The organism is Stappia sediminis (assembly GCF_009826895.1).
Taxonomy (GTDB): domain Bacteria; phylum Pseudomonadota; class Alphaproteobacteria; order Rhizobiales; family Stappiaceae; genus Hongsoonwoonella; species Hongsoonwoonella sediminis.
In genome coordinates this window covers 277019-289476 of the sequence record NZ_WUMV01000008.1, presented here as the reverse complement: position 1 = coordinate 289476, position 12458 = coordinate 277019, and the positions used below count along the sequence as shown (strand labels likewise).

Here is a 12458-nt window from a genome sequence, read left to right as displayed (position 1 = left end):
AGATGTCGGGTGGAAAAGCCTATTCCTTCGTCGACCACAAATATGATGTCGTCGTGGTCGGTGCGGGCGGCGCGGGCTTGCGCGCGACGCTCGGCATGGCCGAACAGGGCCTTCGCACCGCTTGCGTGACCAAGGTCTTCCCGACGCGCTCGCACACGGTGGCGGCGCAGGGCGGTATCGCGGCAAGCCTGCAGAACATGACGCCGGACCACTGGCACTGGCACCTTTACGACACCGTCAAGGGGTCGGACTGGCTGGGCGACGTGGACGCGATGGAATATCTCGCCCATGAGGCACCGAAAGCGGTGTACGAGCTTGAGCACTACGGCGTGCCCTTCTCGCGCACGGAAGACGGGCGCATCTACCAGCGCCCCTTCGGCGGCCACATGCAGAACTTCGGCGACGGCCCGCCCGTGCAGCGCACCTGTGCCGCCGCCGACCGTACGGGCCACGCCATCCTGCACACGCTCTACGGCCAGTCGCTGAAGAACAACGCCGAATTCTTCATCGAGTATTTCGCGCTCGACCTCATCATGTCGGAGGACGGCGTCTGTCAGGGCGTGATCGCCTGGAACCTCGACGACGGCACGATCCACCGCTTCTCGGCCAAGATGGTGGTGCTCGCCACCGGCGGTTACGGGCGGGCGTATTTCTCGGCCACCTCCGCCCACACCTGCACGGGTGACGGCGGCGGCATGGTCGCTCGCGCGGGCCTGCCGCTCCAGGACATGGAGTTCGTGCAGTTCCACCCGACGGGCATTTACGGCGCCGGCTGCCTCATTACCGAAGGTGCGCGCGGCGAGGGCGGCTATCTCGTCAATTCCGAGGGCGAGCGCTTCATGGAGCGTTATGCGCCGTCGGCCAAGGACCTTGCCTCGCGCGATGTCGTTTCGCGTTGCATGACGATGGAAATTCGCGAGGGGCGCGGCGTCGGCAAGGGCAAGGACCATATCTTCCTGCATCTCGATCACCTCGATCCCGCGATCCTGGCGGAGCGTCTGCCCGGCATTTCGGAATCGGCGAAGATCTTCGCCGGCGTCGACGTGACGAAGGAGCCGATCCCGGTGCTGCCGACCGTCCACTACAACATGGGCGGCATCCCGACCAACTACTGGGGCGAGGTGCTGAACCCGACGAAGGAAGACCCCAACGCCATCCAGCCGGGCCTCATGGCCGTGGGCGAAGCGGGCTGCGCGTCCGTGCATGGCGCCAATCGCCTGGGCTCCAACTCGCTGATCGATCTGGTCGTCTTCGGCCGCGCGGCGGCCATCAAGGCGGGCGAGGTTGTCGACCGCAAGGCTCCCGTGCCGACGCCGAACGAGGCCTGGTGCGACAAGGTGATGGACAGGTTCGACAAGCTGCGCAATGCCGATGGCGGCACGCCCACGGCCGAGCTTCGCCTCAACATGCAAAAAGCCATGCAGGAGGATGCCGCCGTCTTCCGCACGCAGGAGACGCTCGAAAGCGGCTGCAAGCGCGTTTCGGAACTTTGGGGCGAGCTTTCGGACCTCAAGGTTTCCGACCGCTCGATGATCTGGAACTCGGATCTCGTCGAGACGCTTGAGCTTGAGAACCTAATGGCGAACGCAATCACCACCGTCTACAGCGCGGAAGCACGCAAGGAGAGCCGCGGCGCCCATGCGCGCGAGGACTTCTCCAAGCGTGACGACGAGAACTGGCGCCAGCACACCCTTTCCTGGGTGGATGAGGCCGGCAAGGTCTCGCTGGACTATCGTCCGGTCGTCGTCGATCCGCAGATCTCCATGGACGAGGGCGGCATCGATCCGCAGAAGATCCTGCCCAAGGAACGCGTTTACTGACGGTTCGCACATGTCGGCCGCCCGGCGGATGCGGGGTGCGGCCGTCGGACCAAAAATACAATCTGATCGTCGGGCTTGTGGCGCGACGGAGCAAATTTCCGGCCTTCCGGTGACGAAGGCCGGGTGAACAGCGGAGCGAAGGAAAAATGGTTCAGCTGACGCTTCCCAGGAATTCGCAGGTGACCGAGGGCAAGGTCTGGGACAAGCCCGAGGGTGCGAAGAACGTTCGGGAGTTCAAGATCTACCGCTGGAACCCGGATGACGGGCGCAATCCGCGCGTCGACACCTATTATGTCGACATGGACGACTGCGGGCCGATGGTTCTGGACGCGCTCATCAAGATCAAGAACGAGATCGACCCGACGCTGACCTTCCGCCGCTCCTGCCGCGAGGGTATTTGCGGCTCTTGTGCCATGAACATCGATGGCACCAACACGCTCGCCTGCACCCGTGGCATGGACGAGGTCAAGGACGCCACGGTCAAGATCTATCCGCTGCCGCATTTGCCGGTGGTCAAGGATCTCGTGCCGGACCTGACGAACTTCTACGCCCAGCACCGCTCCATCGAGCCGTGGCTGCAGACCGTCAGCCCGGCGCCGGAGAAGGAATGGCGCCAGAGCCATGAGGACCGCACCAAGCTCGACGGTCTTTACGAGTGCATCCTGTGTGCCTGCTGCTCCACCTCCTGCCCGAGCTATTGGTGGAACGGCGACCGTTACCTCGGCCCCGCCATCCTGCTGCAGGCCTACCGCTGGCTGATCGACAGCCGCGACGAGGCGACGGGCGAGCGTCTCGACAATCTGGAAGATCCTTTCCGTCTTTATCGTTGCCACACGATCATGAACTGCGCCCAGGTTTGTCCGAAGGGGCTGAACCCGGCGCAGGCGATTGCCGAGATCAAGAAGATGATGGTCGAGCGGCGGGTCTGACCCCGTTCGATCCTTGAAGTCTACCCGCATTCTCCGCTTGCGGGGATAAGTCGCTCCGGTTCGCCCGGAGCGGCTTTTTTGTTTTCGAAGGTTATCCCCGTCCGGGCGGGCCGGGTTATCCTGCCTCGTTTACGCCTTCGATCCGGTGCTGCTGCGTTCCGCGTTTTGCCCCTGATTGGCTGTGACGGATTTCTCGATTACCTTTTTCACCCGCTTTGGAAACGAATTCGGCCGTCAGGGAATTTTGCGAGGCGACATGGGTATTCTGGATCACATCGGCTTTCCCGTCAGCGATTATGAGGCTTCCAGGGCCTTCTATGAAAGGGCGCTTTCGCCGCTCGGCATCAAGCTTCTGCTTGAGGTCGGGCCGGAACAGACGGGTTCGGGAAGCCATTGCGGCTTCGGCAAGGAGTTTCCCGAATTCTGGATCGGCACCGGCAAGCCATTGCAAGGCTGCCTCCATGTCGCCTTCACGGTTTTTACGCGAGGGGACGTCCATGCCTTTTACGACGCGGCGTTAGCTGCCGGCGGGAAGGACAATGGCGCCCCGGGTCTCAGGCCCCACTATCATCCGAATTACTATGGCGCCTTCGTCCTCGATCCTGATGGCCACAATCTCGAGGCCGTCTGCCACAAACCTGAATGAAACGCGCGTAATTTCAAGGAATTAGGGTTGAGTGCTTGATCCTCACTAGGCGTTAGATGGTAGAGACTGGCTCCGGCATTTCAGTATCCGAAAAAGGAGTTCGTCCCATGACCACCCGCTTCAATCCGCCGACGGGTTGGCCACAACTTGGCCGCGCCTTCAACCATGGCATCGTCCAGCCTGAGGGCAAGACGCTGCATATGACCGGCCAGGTCGCCTGGGACGGGGAGGGCAAGCTCATCGGGGAGGGAGATTGCGAGGTTCAAATCCGCCAGTGCTTTGAAAACGTTGAGCATATTTTGAGCGCCGTTGGCGGGCGGCTGGAGGATATCATCTCGCTCACCATCTACTTTCTGAAACGGGCGGACCTGCCGGCGATCCAGAAGGTGAGGGCGGAAAAGCTTGCGCCGGAAATCGCGCCCGCGAGCATCCTGATCCAGACGCCGGGCCTCGTGGTGCCGGAGCTGCTGGTCGAGCTTGTGCCGATCGCCGTGATCCCGTATGAGCGCTATCACGAACCGAAATGGTAAGTAGTAGTTATTTCAATAAGATACGCAGAAGTCACCTCACGCATTTCAGCTCCACACCGGGCTTGTGAAGATGGCGACTGTCGAAAAGAAGCCAACTGCCCAGGCGAGCGAGCGCGGCGTTGGCCGGTCCGTCAGATAGCAGAAAACGAAGATGACCCGGACGGCGACGAAGAGGCCGGCGAGCCTGTCGATCCAGTCCGGGTCGCCGCCTTGTCCGAGGCCGACGATCACGGCGATCGCGAAGAAGGGAAAGGCTTCGAAGCTGTTGCTTTCTGCCGCCCTTGCGCGGGCGCGGAAGCCGTCTTTCCAATAGTCCGGGTCGCGCGGTTTCGAATTGTCGAACTCGCGCGAGAACTTTCCCGGATAGATTGCCGCGAACGGCAGGATCGCGGCGATCAGGATGCACCAGACGGCAAATGGCATGGTCCGTTTCTTTCTTGATTGGAAGTTTTTCAACCCGTGAATTCCCTACGGCCTCGAAGGGATTTCGGTTTTCGCTTGTTTTCCCGGCCTTTGACAAGGCTCAAGGACGGCTGCCTCAAAATTCGGCATGACCTCACCTGAAGCGCCGGTTTCCGGTGGTGAGTGGAGGAGTGAGGAGCATGGCCGTCAGCGACTGGCAGGATTTCATAGAGCAAACCGACAAGCGCATGGCCGACCTGCGCAAGGGCATTCCGGGCGTTGCGCAAGGCTTTCACGAGATCGCCAAGTCGGCCATCGGCAAGGGCGCTCTCGATTCCAAGACGAAGGAACTGATCGCGCTCGCCATCGGCATTACGGTCCGCTGCGACGGTTGTCTCGCCTACCACGCCCGTGCCGCGGCGAAGTTCGGGGCAAGTCGCGAAGAGGTGATGGAGGCGATTGGCGTCGCCGTCTACATGGGCGGTGGGCCGTCGATGATTTACGGTGCGGAAGCGCTGGCCGCGTTCGACAGTTTCCGGGATATTTGAGCCGCCTGATTATTTTGCGCTGCACAACTTTAAGCCGTGCCCGCAAACCGTCCCATTCCTGTCACACCGGCGACTCGGAAAGCCGGTATTTCTTTGACGAATCAAGCGGCGGACGCTTGAAAACAGGTTCCCGAAAGTCGGGAAGGAGCACTATTTCATGAAGGCGACGACCGTCCTGTTCGTCTGTGAAGATAACGCGGGGTTGAGTCTCATGGCGGAGGCTTGCCTGAACGCGACGGCGCCGGAAGGCATGCGCGCGTTTTCCGCCGGGCCGAAGCCTCAGCGCGAAATGCGGCGCGGGCTGAAGGCCGTGCTTTGCGAGGCCGGCCTTGAAGCCTCGGGCCTCGAGCCGAAATCCTGGGATTTCTTCGCGCTGCCTCATGCGCCGGTGCCGGATGTCCTGGTCTTCATGACGCAGGCCGCGCGCAGGTTTCGCCCGCCTCAATGGCCGAGTGCGCCACGCGAGTTGCGGTGGTCGCTGGAAGAGCCCGATTTGCATTCTCACACACAGTTTCGCCTTTGCAAGGCCTTGCGCGAGGTGAAGCATGCGGTCCATTCGGCCTTGAAGAAGGGCGATTTCGGCCTCGCGCCGGCTCTCCCGCAGGTACTTCTTGCGGCAAGCTGACGAAATGAAGGAAGGCCGGGCATTTCAACCCGGCCTTTCTATTCGCGCTATTGCGTTATGCCAGCCGTTTACGGCCCGCTTCGAGCAGGGAGCCCGCAACGCCGAAGCCGTCGTTCATCGCCTCCCGGAAGAGAGAGAAGAATGAAAATTCGACCGGCTCCAGCCGCCCGACCACGTCGCCGGCCTCGAAGGTCAGCTCGGCCTCGAACTTCCTTGCCAGAAGTTGCATGGCCCGGTTCGTGGCAAGGCAGTTGATGTAGATGTGCCGGTAGCCACGATTTCTGGCGGCGATCAGCGTCAGTTCCATCAGCCGTGTGCCAAGCCCCGAATTCTGCCAGGCGTCCTCGACGGAAAACGCCGCTTCCGCAGTCGTATGGCCGTCAACGGTCCTCAGTTCCGCAACCGCACGCAAGGTGCCGTTTTCGAAGAAACCGTGGATGACGGACCCGAGCGCCATGCTGGTTTCGGCATAGCTTCTCAGGAAGGGGTCGCTCGCCGTCATGGCGAAGCGGCTGCGCCGGGCTTCCGGCGAAAGCCGCAAGAGATGGTCTCGGAACTGCGCCTGATCGGTCGCGGCAAGCTTCCTGATCAGGCCTTCTCCTAAACGATGTGGCATGCCTCGCCCTCACGATCGTAAAGAGGCTTTCGCCTCGACCGAGGGCCCAACTCTGGTTGGGACCCTGGAGAGCATATCCCGCGAAATCCGAGCCGGATTTCGCGGACCAAGGATATGCTCAAGATATCGATTCTGGAGCGATTTCTTGTCACGAAAGCGATCCTGCTTTCGTGGAAAGCGCTCTGGTGCGAGCCACTCCTTGGTTCCCTAGATTGAACCCTGTATAATTGTGCAGTGCGAAAATACTATGGCAGTCTAAAAATTGCCCAAAGTTTAATTGGCCATGATTTCGCCCGTTTCAGGTTTATCAACGTTTCAGTCACCATAACCGGCAATGCTGATTCCATGCCGGCTGATCGTCGCAATGCCATGCGGCCCGTGCCGGAAGACGAAATTTCGCCTGCATTCATGCCGTTTTGGTGGTTGAATGCGCGCCCTGGAGCCGGAAGGAAAAGGGAAAATGAACCGTCCAGTCTCAATCGTCCTCATCGTCGGCCTTGCTGTCGCTGTTGCCGGCTGTCAGCGGCTGGGGCTTGGAGGATCAAGCAGCTCGCCCCTTCCGGCAACGCCCACGCCGCCGGTCGACAGCCAGCCGCTGACGCCGCTCGACGGAGTGCAGACGTCCGACGGCACGATCGAGCAGCAGCCCCTCGATGCGGTCGACGGTGCCGGAGAGCAGGTTGCGGCGGCCCCATTCGAGCCGCCGGCGGAAGCCAAGGAAATCGGCCGCAGCGATCTTCTCGGCGGCTGGACCATGCAATCGGTCGCCGACAGGTGCCAGCTCTTCATGACGCTGACGACATGGAGCGGCGGCTACCGCGCAAATACGCGCGGCTGCGGCTCGCCGGATCTTCAGGGCATTTCCGCCTGGGACCTAACGGGCAAGCAGGTCGTTTTGAAGAACGACGCCGGAGCGACGGTCGCGAACCTTTATTCCGCCGGCGGAACCCAGTTCAGCGGACAGACCTCGACCGGCCAGCCGATCACCGTATTCCGCTGATTTCAGACGAAAGACGAAGCGCCGCCGCATTGCCCCGGCGCTTCGCTTGCGTTTAGCTTCCGTAAATGCGGTTCCGCCCAGACCGCGGGGCCTGCTTCATGCGGGAGAAAGGCAATGTCCGTCTGGCCAATCCTTGAGGATGACGAAATGCCTGAGGCGGCGCGCGCCGTCGCCGATGACATCCGGCAAACGCGAAAGACCGATTTCGTGAACAATTTCTGGCGGGTGCTTGCCAACGATCCCGCCCTGATGAAGCGAACCTGGGAAAGCCTGAAGGAGGTCATGGGACCTGGCGAACTGGATCCGCTCGTCAAGGAAATGATCTATATCGCCGTTTCCGTTTCGAATGCCTGCGACTATTGCATCAGTTCCCATACGGCGTCCGCCCGCGCAAAGGGCATGAGCGAGGCGCAGTTCGGCGAGCTTTTGTCGGTCGTCGGCATGGCGAGCGAGACGAACCGCCTTGCAAGCGCGCTTCAGGTTCCGGTCGACGAGGCGTTCAAACAATCGCCGAGAGCCCCGAATTCTCCAAAGGGTGAATGAGCTTGACGGCCTTTGGCCTTGCATGGGGCCGCGCTGATTGGCTATCTGCCCCAAGTTGTCCAAATCCAAAGCTGCTCTGCTGTACCGAGGCCTGGAGCGAAATCCCTTCATGAGCGATATCTCATCCTCCTCCAGCCGCCTTCCGATGACGCGCACCGTCGCAGGGCGCTATTCATCGCTCATCGAAGCCGGAGAGATCGAGAGCGACGCGGCGCAGGAAGCGATCGTCAGGCGCCTCGACAGGCTGAACGAGGCGCTGGCCGAACGCCGTCTGGCGTCAAAGAAAAGTTCGCTCGGCTGGCTTTTCGGAAAGCGCGGAAGCGCGAAAGATCCGGTGAAGGGGCTCTACGTCTGGGGCTCTGTCGGGCGCGGCAAGACCATGCTGATGGATCTTTTCTTCGACGTCGCCGTGCCGCGCCGCAAGCGAAGGGTCCACTTTCACGAGTTCATGGCCGACGTGCACGAACGCGTTCATGCGGTCCGCCAGGCGATCAAGGACGGGGAAATCAAGGGCGACGACCCGATTCCCCCGGTCGCCGATGCTCTGGCGGAAGAAACGAGGCTCCTTTGCTTCGACGAATTCTCGGTCACGGATATCGCGGACGCCATGATCCTCGGGCGGCTCTTCACAAAGCTGTTCGAGCGCGGAGTGGTCGTGGTCGCGACCTCCAACGTCGATCCGGACGATCTTTACAAGGACGGCCTCAACCGCGGGCATTTTCTTGGATTTATCGAGCTTTTGAAGACGCGCGCCGACGTGATGCAGCTCGATGCGCGCACGGACTACAGGCTGGAGAAGCTGGCGGGGGCTTCCGTATACGTCACTCCGCTGCATGATGGCGCGGATGCCGAGGTCGACCGGCTCTGGCGCAAGCTCACTCACGGCATGACGGCGCATTCGGAGGATCTGGAGGTCAAGGGGCGCAAGATCCATGTGCCGCGCACCGTTGCCGGCGTCGCGAGGTTTACGTTTGCGGAACTTTGCGAGGCGCCGCTTTCCGCCTCCGACTACCTGAGGATCGCCCACGCCTATCACACGCTCGTCCTGGACCGCGTGCCCGTCATGGGGCTTGCGCAACGAAACGCGGCCAAACGCTTCATCAACCTTGTCGATGCGCTCTACGACAATTCCATCAAGCTCATACTTTCGGCAGAAACGGAGCCGGATGGGCTCTATACGGCGACGACTGGGGCTGAAACCTTCGAATTCGCGCGCACGATCTCGCGTCTCACGGAAATGCGTTCGGAAAGCTGGCTGGCCGGTACCGGAGCGTCAGCAGCGGCGAGCTGATTTCCTCCCGGGCGCGGGAGACGCCACGGAAAATTTTATCGGGGCTCGCCGGGGAAGAGCGGAAAGAAATATCCGGCGACCGAAAATCGGGCGGCCAGACCGCAATATTCCTTCGTTGATGTTGCAAGGGGCGCTCAAAGGGAGTAGTGCCATGCCCGGTCATCACAGTATGGCGCATGCTCCAGTTTACGTAAAGGGAAACTTTTGGACATGGCTCGAAACAAGATCGCATTGATCGGCGCGGGGCAGATTGGCGGCACGCTCGCCCACCTGGCCGGACTGAAGGAACTCGGGGATATCGTCCTCTTCGACATCGCCGAGGGCATCCCGCAGGGCAAGGCGCTGGATATCGCCGAGTCCTCGCCCGTGGACGGTTTCGACGCGAAGCTCGTCGGCACCAATGGCTATGAGGCGATCGCCGGCGCCGATGTGGTGATCGTCACCGCCGGCGTGCCGCGCAAGCCCGGCATGAGCCGCGACGACCTGCTTGAAATCAACCTCAAGGTGATGGAGCAGGTGGGCGCCGGCATCAAGGCGCATGCGCCGGACGCTTTCGTCATCTGCATCACCAACCCGCTGGACGCCATGGTCTGGGCGCTGCAGAAGTTCTCCGGCCTGCCGACGAACAAGGTGGTCGGAATGGCCGGCGTTCTGGACAGCGCGCGCTTCCGTTACTTCCTTGCGGAGGAATTCGGCGTCTCGGTGGAAGACGTCACCGCCTTCGTGCTCGGCGGTCATGGCGACACCATGGTGCCGCTCACCCGCTACTCCACGGTTGCCGGCATCCCGCTGCCCGATCTCATCAAGATGGGCTGGTGCACGAAGGAGCGGCTTGAAGAGATCGTCCAGCGCACGCGCGACGGTGGCGCGGAGATCGTCGGCCTGCTCAAGACCGGTTCCGCCTTTTACGCCCCGGCGGCTTCCGCCATCGCGATGGCGGAAAGCTACCTGAAGGACAAGAAGCGCGTGCTGCCGTGCGCCGCGCATCTCGACGGCCAGTACGGCCTTACCAACACCTATGTCGGCGTGCCGACGGTGATCGGTGCCGGCGGCATCGAGCGGGTGATCGAGATCGACCTCAACTCCGATGAGAAGGCGATGTTCGACAAGTCCGTCGCCTCCGTCGAAGGTCTGGTCGACGCCTGCAAGAAGATCCAACCGGCGCTCGCCTGATCGAAGGCTGCAGTGGGGGCCGCATCGGCGGCCCTCATCTGTATAGAGCCGCCCGTCTCCACGCTTCGGGGGATATAGCTCATGAACATCCACGAATATCAGGCAAAGGCCGTGCTCAAGGAATATGGCGCGCCGGTTGCCGAAGGTGTGGCCATATTTTCCGCCGATGAGGCGGAAGCGGCTGCCAAGAAGCTTCCCGGCCCGCTCTGGGTCGTGAAGTCCCAGATCCATGCCGGCGGACGCGGCAAGGGCAAGTTCAAGGAACTCGGGGCCGATGCCAAGGGCGGCGTGCGCCTTGCCTTTTCCCTTGAGGAAGTCGTCGCCAACGCGAAGGAAATGCTGGGCAACACGCTCGTCACCAAGCAGACCGGGCCTGCCGGCAAGGTGGTGAACCGCCTCTATATCGAGGATGGCGCGGATATTGAGCGTGAGCTTTATCTCTCCCTCCTCGTCGACCGCACGGTCGGGCAGGTGGCTTTCGTCGCCTCCACCGAAGGTGGCGTCGATATCGAGACCGTTGCCGAGGAAACGCCTGAAAAGATCCTGACCCTGCCGATCGACCCGGACGCGGGCGTGACGGGAGAGGCTGCAGGCAAGCTTTGCGATGCGCTGAAGCTTGAGGGCGAGGCACGCGCCGACGGCATGAAGATCTTTCCGATCCTCTACAAGGCCTTCGTCGAGAAGGACATGAGCCTTCTTGAGGTCAATCCGCTGATCGTCATGAAGAACGGGCGCGTGCGCCTGCTCGACGCCAAGGTCTCCTTCGACGGCAATGCGCTTTTCCGCCATCCGGAAATCGTCGAGCTTCGCGACATCACCGAGGAAGACGACAAGGAGATCGAGGCTTCCAAGCACGATCTCGCCTATGTGGCGCTCGACGGCGACATCGGCTGCATGGTCAACGGCGCGGGCCTTGCCATGGCGACGATGGACATCATCAAGCTCTATGGCGCCGAGCCCGCCAACTTCCTGGACGTCGGCGGCGGCGCTTCCAAGGAGAAGGTGACGGCGGCCTTCAAGATCATCACCGCCGATCCGAACGTGAAGGGCATTCTCGTCAACATCTTCGGCGGGATCATGCGCTGCGACGTGATCGCGGAAGGCGTGGTCGCGGCGGTGAAGGAGGTCGGCCTCCAGGTGCCGCTCGTGGTTCGCCTCGAAGGCACCAACGTCCAGCTTGGCAAGGACATCATCAACAACTCCGGCCTGAACGTGATTGCGGCTGACGATCTCGACGATGCCGCACAGAAGATCGTCGCCGCTGTGAAGGGGGGCAAGTGATGTCGATCCTCGTCAACAAGGACACCAAGGTCATCGTCCAGGGCCTGACCGGCAAGACCGGCACCTTCCACACCGAGCAGGCGCTGGAATACTACGGCACGAAGATGGTCGCGGGCGTGCACCCGAAGAAGGGCGGCGAGATGTGGTCGAGCGGGCTCGACGGTGCCGCCGAACTGCCGATCTTCGCCACCGTCGGCGAGGCGCGCGAGGCGACCGGCGCGGATGCCTCCGTCGTCTACGTTCCGCCGGCAGGTGCGGCTGCGGCCATCATCGAGGCGATCGACGCCGAGATCCCCTTCATCGTCTGCATCACCGAAGGCATTCCGGTGATGGACATGGTCAAGGTCAAGGCGCGGCTTGAAAAGTCCAACTCGCGGCTTCTCGGCCCCAACTGCCCGGGCATCCTGACACCCGAGGAATGCAAGATCGGCATCATGCCGGGCTCCATCTTCAAGAAGGGCTCGGTGGGCGTCGTCTCGCGCTCCGGCACGCTGACCTACGAGGCGGTGTTCCAGACGACGAACGCCGGGCTTGGCCAGACGACGGCCGTCGGCATCGGCGGCGACCCGGTCAAGGGCACGGAGTTCATCGACGTGCTGGAGATGTTCCTCGCCGACGACGCGACGGAGTCGATCATCATGATCGGCGAGATCGGCGGTTCGGCCGAGGAGGATGCCGCCCAGTTCCTGAAGGACGAGGCGAAGAAGGGCCGAAGCAAGCCGATGGCCGGCTTCATCGCGGGCCGCACCGCGCCTCCGGGCCGCACCATGGGCCACGCCGGTGCCGTTATTTCCGGCGGCAAGGGCGGTGCCGAAGACAAGATCGCGGCGATGGAAGAGGCGGGCATCCGCGTTTCCCCGTCGCCGGCCAAGCTTGGCGAGACCCTGCTCGAGGTTCTCAAGGGGTAAGCCGGATGATCACATCTTCGCGCATTCGGGTGAATACGCTTGAATGCGAGTGATCGATTGGCGCGCGGTTCCCTCTTTCTTAACTGCGCGCCAAGCACCATAGTAGGAGTGGCCGGCTTGTCCTTGTGGCAGGCCGGTCCTACTGG

At 62.0% G+C, this 12458-nt stretch carries 14 protein-coding genes; 12 read left to right on the top strand and 2 right to left on the bottom strand.

Annotated features, from left to right (window positions below; translation table 11 throughout):
* Positions 1–2 precede the first annotated feature (2 nt).
* The 4 genes from sdhA (at position 3) to GR183_RS17800 (ending at position 3925) form a co-directional block, all read left to right on the top strand.
* Positions 3–1820 carry a succinate dehydrogenase flavoprotein subunit gene (sdhA, locus tag GR183_RS17815; protein ID WP_160777017.1) on the top strand — a complete coding sequence of 606 codons (1818 nt, stop codon included), beginning with the start codon at positions 3–5 and terminating at the stop codon, positions 1818–1820.
* Positions 1821–1966: 146 nt separating this feature from the next.
* A complete protein-coding gene (locus GR183_RS17810; protein WP_160777016.1) occupies positions 1967–2749 on the top strand; it encodes a succinate dehydrogenase iron-sulfur subunit in 783 nt (260 codons plus the stop codon).
* A 262-nt stretch (positions 2750–3011) separates the two neighbouring features.
* Positions 3012–3395, top strand: coding sequence for a VOC family protein (locus tag GR183_RS17805; RefSeq protein ID WP_312846852.1), 384 nt, complete (start codon positions 3012–3014; stop codon positions 3393–3395).
* Positions 3396–3502: 107 nt separating this feature from the next.
* Positions 3503–3925 carry a RidA family protein gene (locus tag GR183_RS17800; protein ID WP_160777014.1) on the top strand — a complete coding sequence of 141 codons (423 nt, stop codon included), beginning with the start codon at positions 3503–3505 and terminating at the stop codon, positions 3923–3925.
* Positions 3926–3970: 45 nt separating this feature from the next.
* Here the strand turns inward: GR183_RS17800 and GR183_RS17795 are convergent, their stop codons facing one another.
* The gene (locus tag GR183_RS17795) at positions 3971–4348 is read right to left on the bottom strand and encodes an MAPEG family protein (protein WP_160777013.1); all 378 of its coding nucleotides are present in this window, start codon (positions 4346–4348) and stop codon (positions 3971–3973) included.
* 179 nt (positions 4349–4527) lie between these two features.
* Between GR183_RS17795 and GR183_RS17790 the strand changes: the two genes are divergently transcribed.
* Positions 4528–4875 carry a carboxymuconolactone decarboxylase family protein gene (locus GR183_RS17790; protein WP_160777012.1) on the top strand — a complete coding sequence of 116 codons (348 nt, stop codon included), beginning with the start codon at positions 4528–4530 and terminating at the stop codon, positions 4873–4875.
* A 157-nt stretch (positions 4876–5032) separates the two neighbouring features.
* Entirely contained in the window at positions 5033–5500 is a 468-nt protein-coding gene (locus GR183_RS17785) for an arsenate-mycothiol transferase ArsC (protein WP_160777011.1), read from the top strand.
* 55 nt (positions 5501–5555) lie between these two features.
* Here GR183_RS17785 and GR183_RS17780 read toward each other — a convergent pair whose 3' ends face one another.
* Positions 5556–6116 (bottom strand): GNAT family N-acetyltransferase, encoded by a 561-nt coding sequence (locus GR183_RS17780; RefSeq protein WP_160777010.1) that lies wholly within the window; start codon positions 6114–6116, stop codon positions 5556–5558.
* Positions 6117–6576: 460 nt separating this feature from the next.
* On the opposite strand from GR183_RS17780, the gene GR183_RS17775 reads away from it, so the two are divergent.
* From GR183_RS17775 to sucD, 6 genes are all read left to right on the top strand, one after another.
* Positions 6577–7116, top strand: a complete 540-nt coding sequence (locus GR183_RS17775) for a protease inhibitor Inh/omp19 family protein (RefSeq protein WP_160777009.1) — start codon at positions 6577–6579, stop codon at positions 7114–7116.
* Between the two features lie 114 nt (positions 7117–7230).
* Positions 7231–7659 carry a carboxymuconolactone decarboxylase family protein gene (locus tag GR183_RS17770; protein ID WP_160777008.1) on the top strand — a complete coding sequence of 143 codons (429 nt, stop codon included), beginning with the start codon at positions 7231–7233 and terminating at the stop codon, positions 7657–7659.
* 109 nt (positions 7660–7768) lie between these two features.
* Positions 7769–8950: a cell division protein ZapE gene (gene zapE / locus GR183_RS17765; RefSeq protein ID WP_244313793.1), complete on the top strand. Its 1182-nt coding sequence runs from the start codon at positions 7769–7771 to the stop codon at positions 8948–8950.
* Positions 8951–9160: 210 nt separating this feature from the next.
* Entirely contained in the window at positions 9161–10123 is a 963-nt protein-coding gene (gene mdh / locus GR183_RS17760) for a malate dehydrogenase (RefSeq protein ID WP_160777007.1), read from the top strand.
* Between the two features lie 81 nt (positions 10124–10204).
* A complete protein-coding gene (gene sucC / locus GR183_RS17755) occupies positions 10205–11404 on the top strand; it encodes an ADP-forming succinate--CoA ligase subunit beta (RefSeq protein ID WP_160777006.1) in 1200 nt (399 codons plus the stop codon).
* Positions 11404–12312 (top strand): succinate--CoA ligase subunit alpha, encoded by a 909-nt coding sequence (sucD, locus tag GR183_RS17750; protein ID WP_160777005.1) that lies wholly within the window; start codon positions 11404–11406, stop codon positions 12310–12312. The genes sucC and sucD overlap by 1 nt, the downstream gene beginning before the upstream one ends.
* Positions 12313–12458: the final 146 nt, after the last annotated feature.

Coding starts and splice junctions, on each gene's coding strand:
- sucD (WP_160777005.1), top strand. CDS start 11,404: ATGTCGATCCTCGTCAACAAGGACACCAAGGTCATCGTCCAGGGCCTG.
- zapE (WP_244313793.1), top strand. CDS start 7,769: ATGAGCGATATCTCATCCTCCTCCAGCCGCCTTCCGATGACGCGCACC.
- GR183_RS17800 (WP_160777014.1), top strand. CDS start 3,503: ATGACCACCCGCTTCAATCCGCCGACGGGTTGGCCACAACTTGGCCGC.
- GR183_RS17810 (WP_160777016.1), top strand. CDS start 1,967: ATGGTTCAGCTGACGCTTCCCAGGAATTCGCAGGTGACCGAGGGCAAG.
- GR183_RS17775 (WP_160777009.1), top strand. CDS start 6,577: ATGAACCGTCCAGTCTCAATCGTCCTCATCGTCGGCCTTGCTGTCGCT.
- sdhA (WP_160777017.1), top strand. CDS start 3: ATGTCGGGTGGAAAAGCCTATTCCTTCGTCGACCACAAATATGATGTC.
- GR183_RS17785 (WP_160777011.1), top strand. CDS start 5,033: ATGAAGGCGACGACCGTCCTGTTCGTCTGTGAAGATAACGCGGGGTTG.
- mdh (WP_160777007.1), top strand. CDS start 9,161: ATGGCTCGAAACAAGATCGCATTGATCGGCGCGGGGCAGATTGGCGGC.
- GR183_RS17780 (WP_160777010.1), bottom strand. CDS start 6,116: ATGCCACATCGTTTAGGAGAAGGCCTGATCAGGAAGCTTGCCGCGACC.
- GR183_RS17770 (WP_160777008.1), top strand. CDS start 7,231: ATGTCCGTCTGGCCAATCCTTGAGGATGACGAAATGCCTGAGGCGGCG.
- GR183_RS17795 (WP_160777013.1), bottom strand. CDS start 4,348: ATGCCATTTGCCGTCTGGTGCATCCTGATCGCCGCGATCCTGCCGTTC.
- GR183_RS17790 (WP_160777012.1), top strand. CDS start 4,528: ATGGCCGTCAGCGACTGGCAGGATTTCATAGAGCAAACCGACAAGCGC.
- sucC (WP_160777006.1), top strand. CDS start 10,205: ATGAACATCCACGAATATCAGGCAAAGGCCGTGCTCAAGGAATATGGC.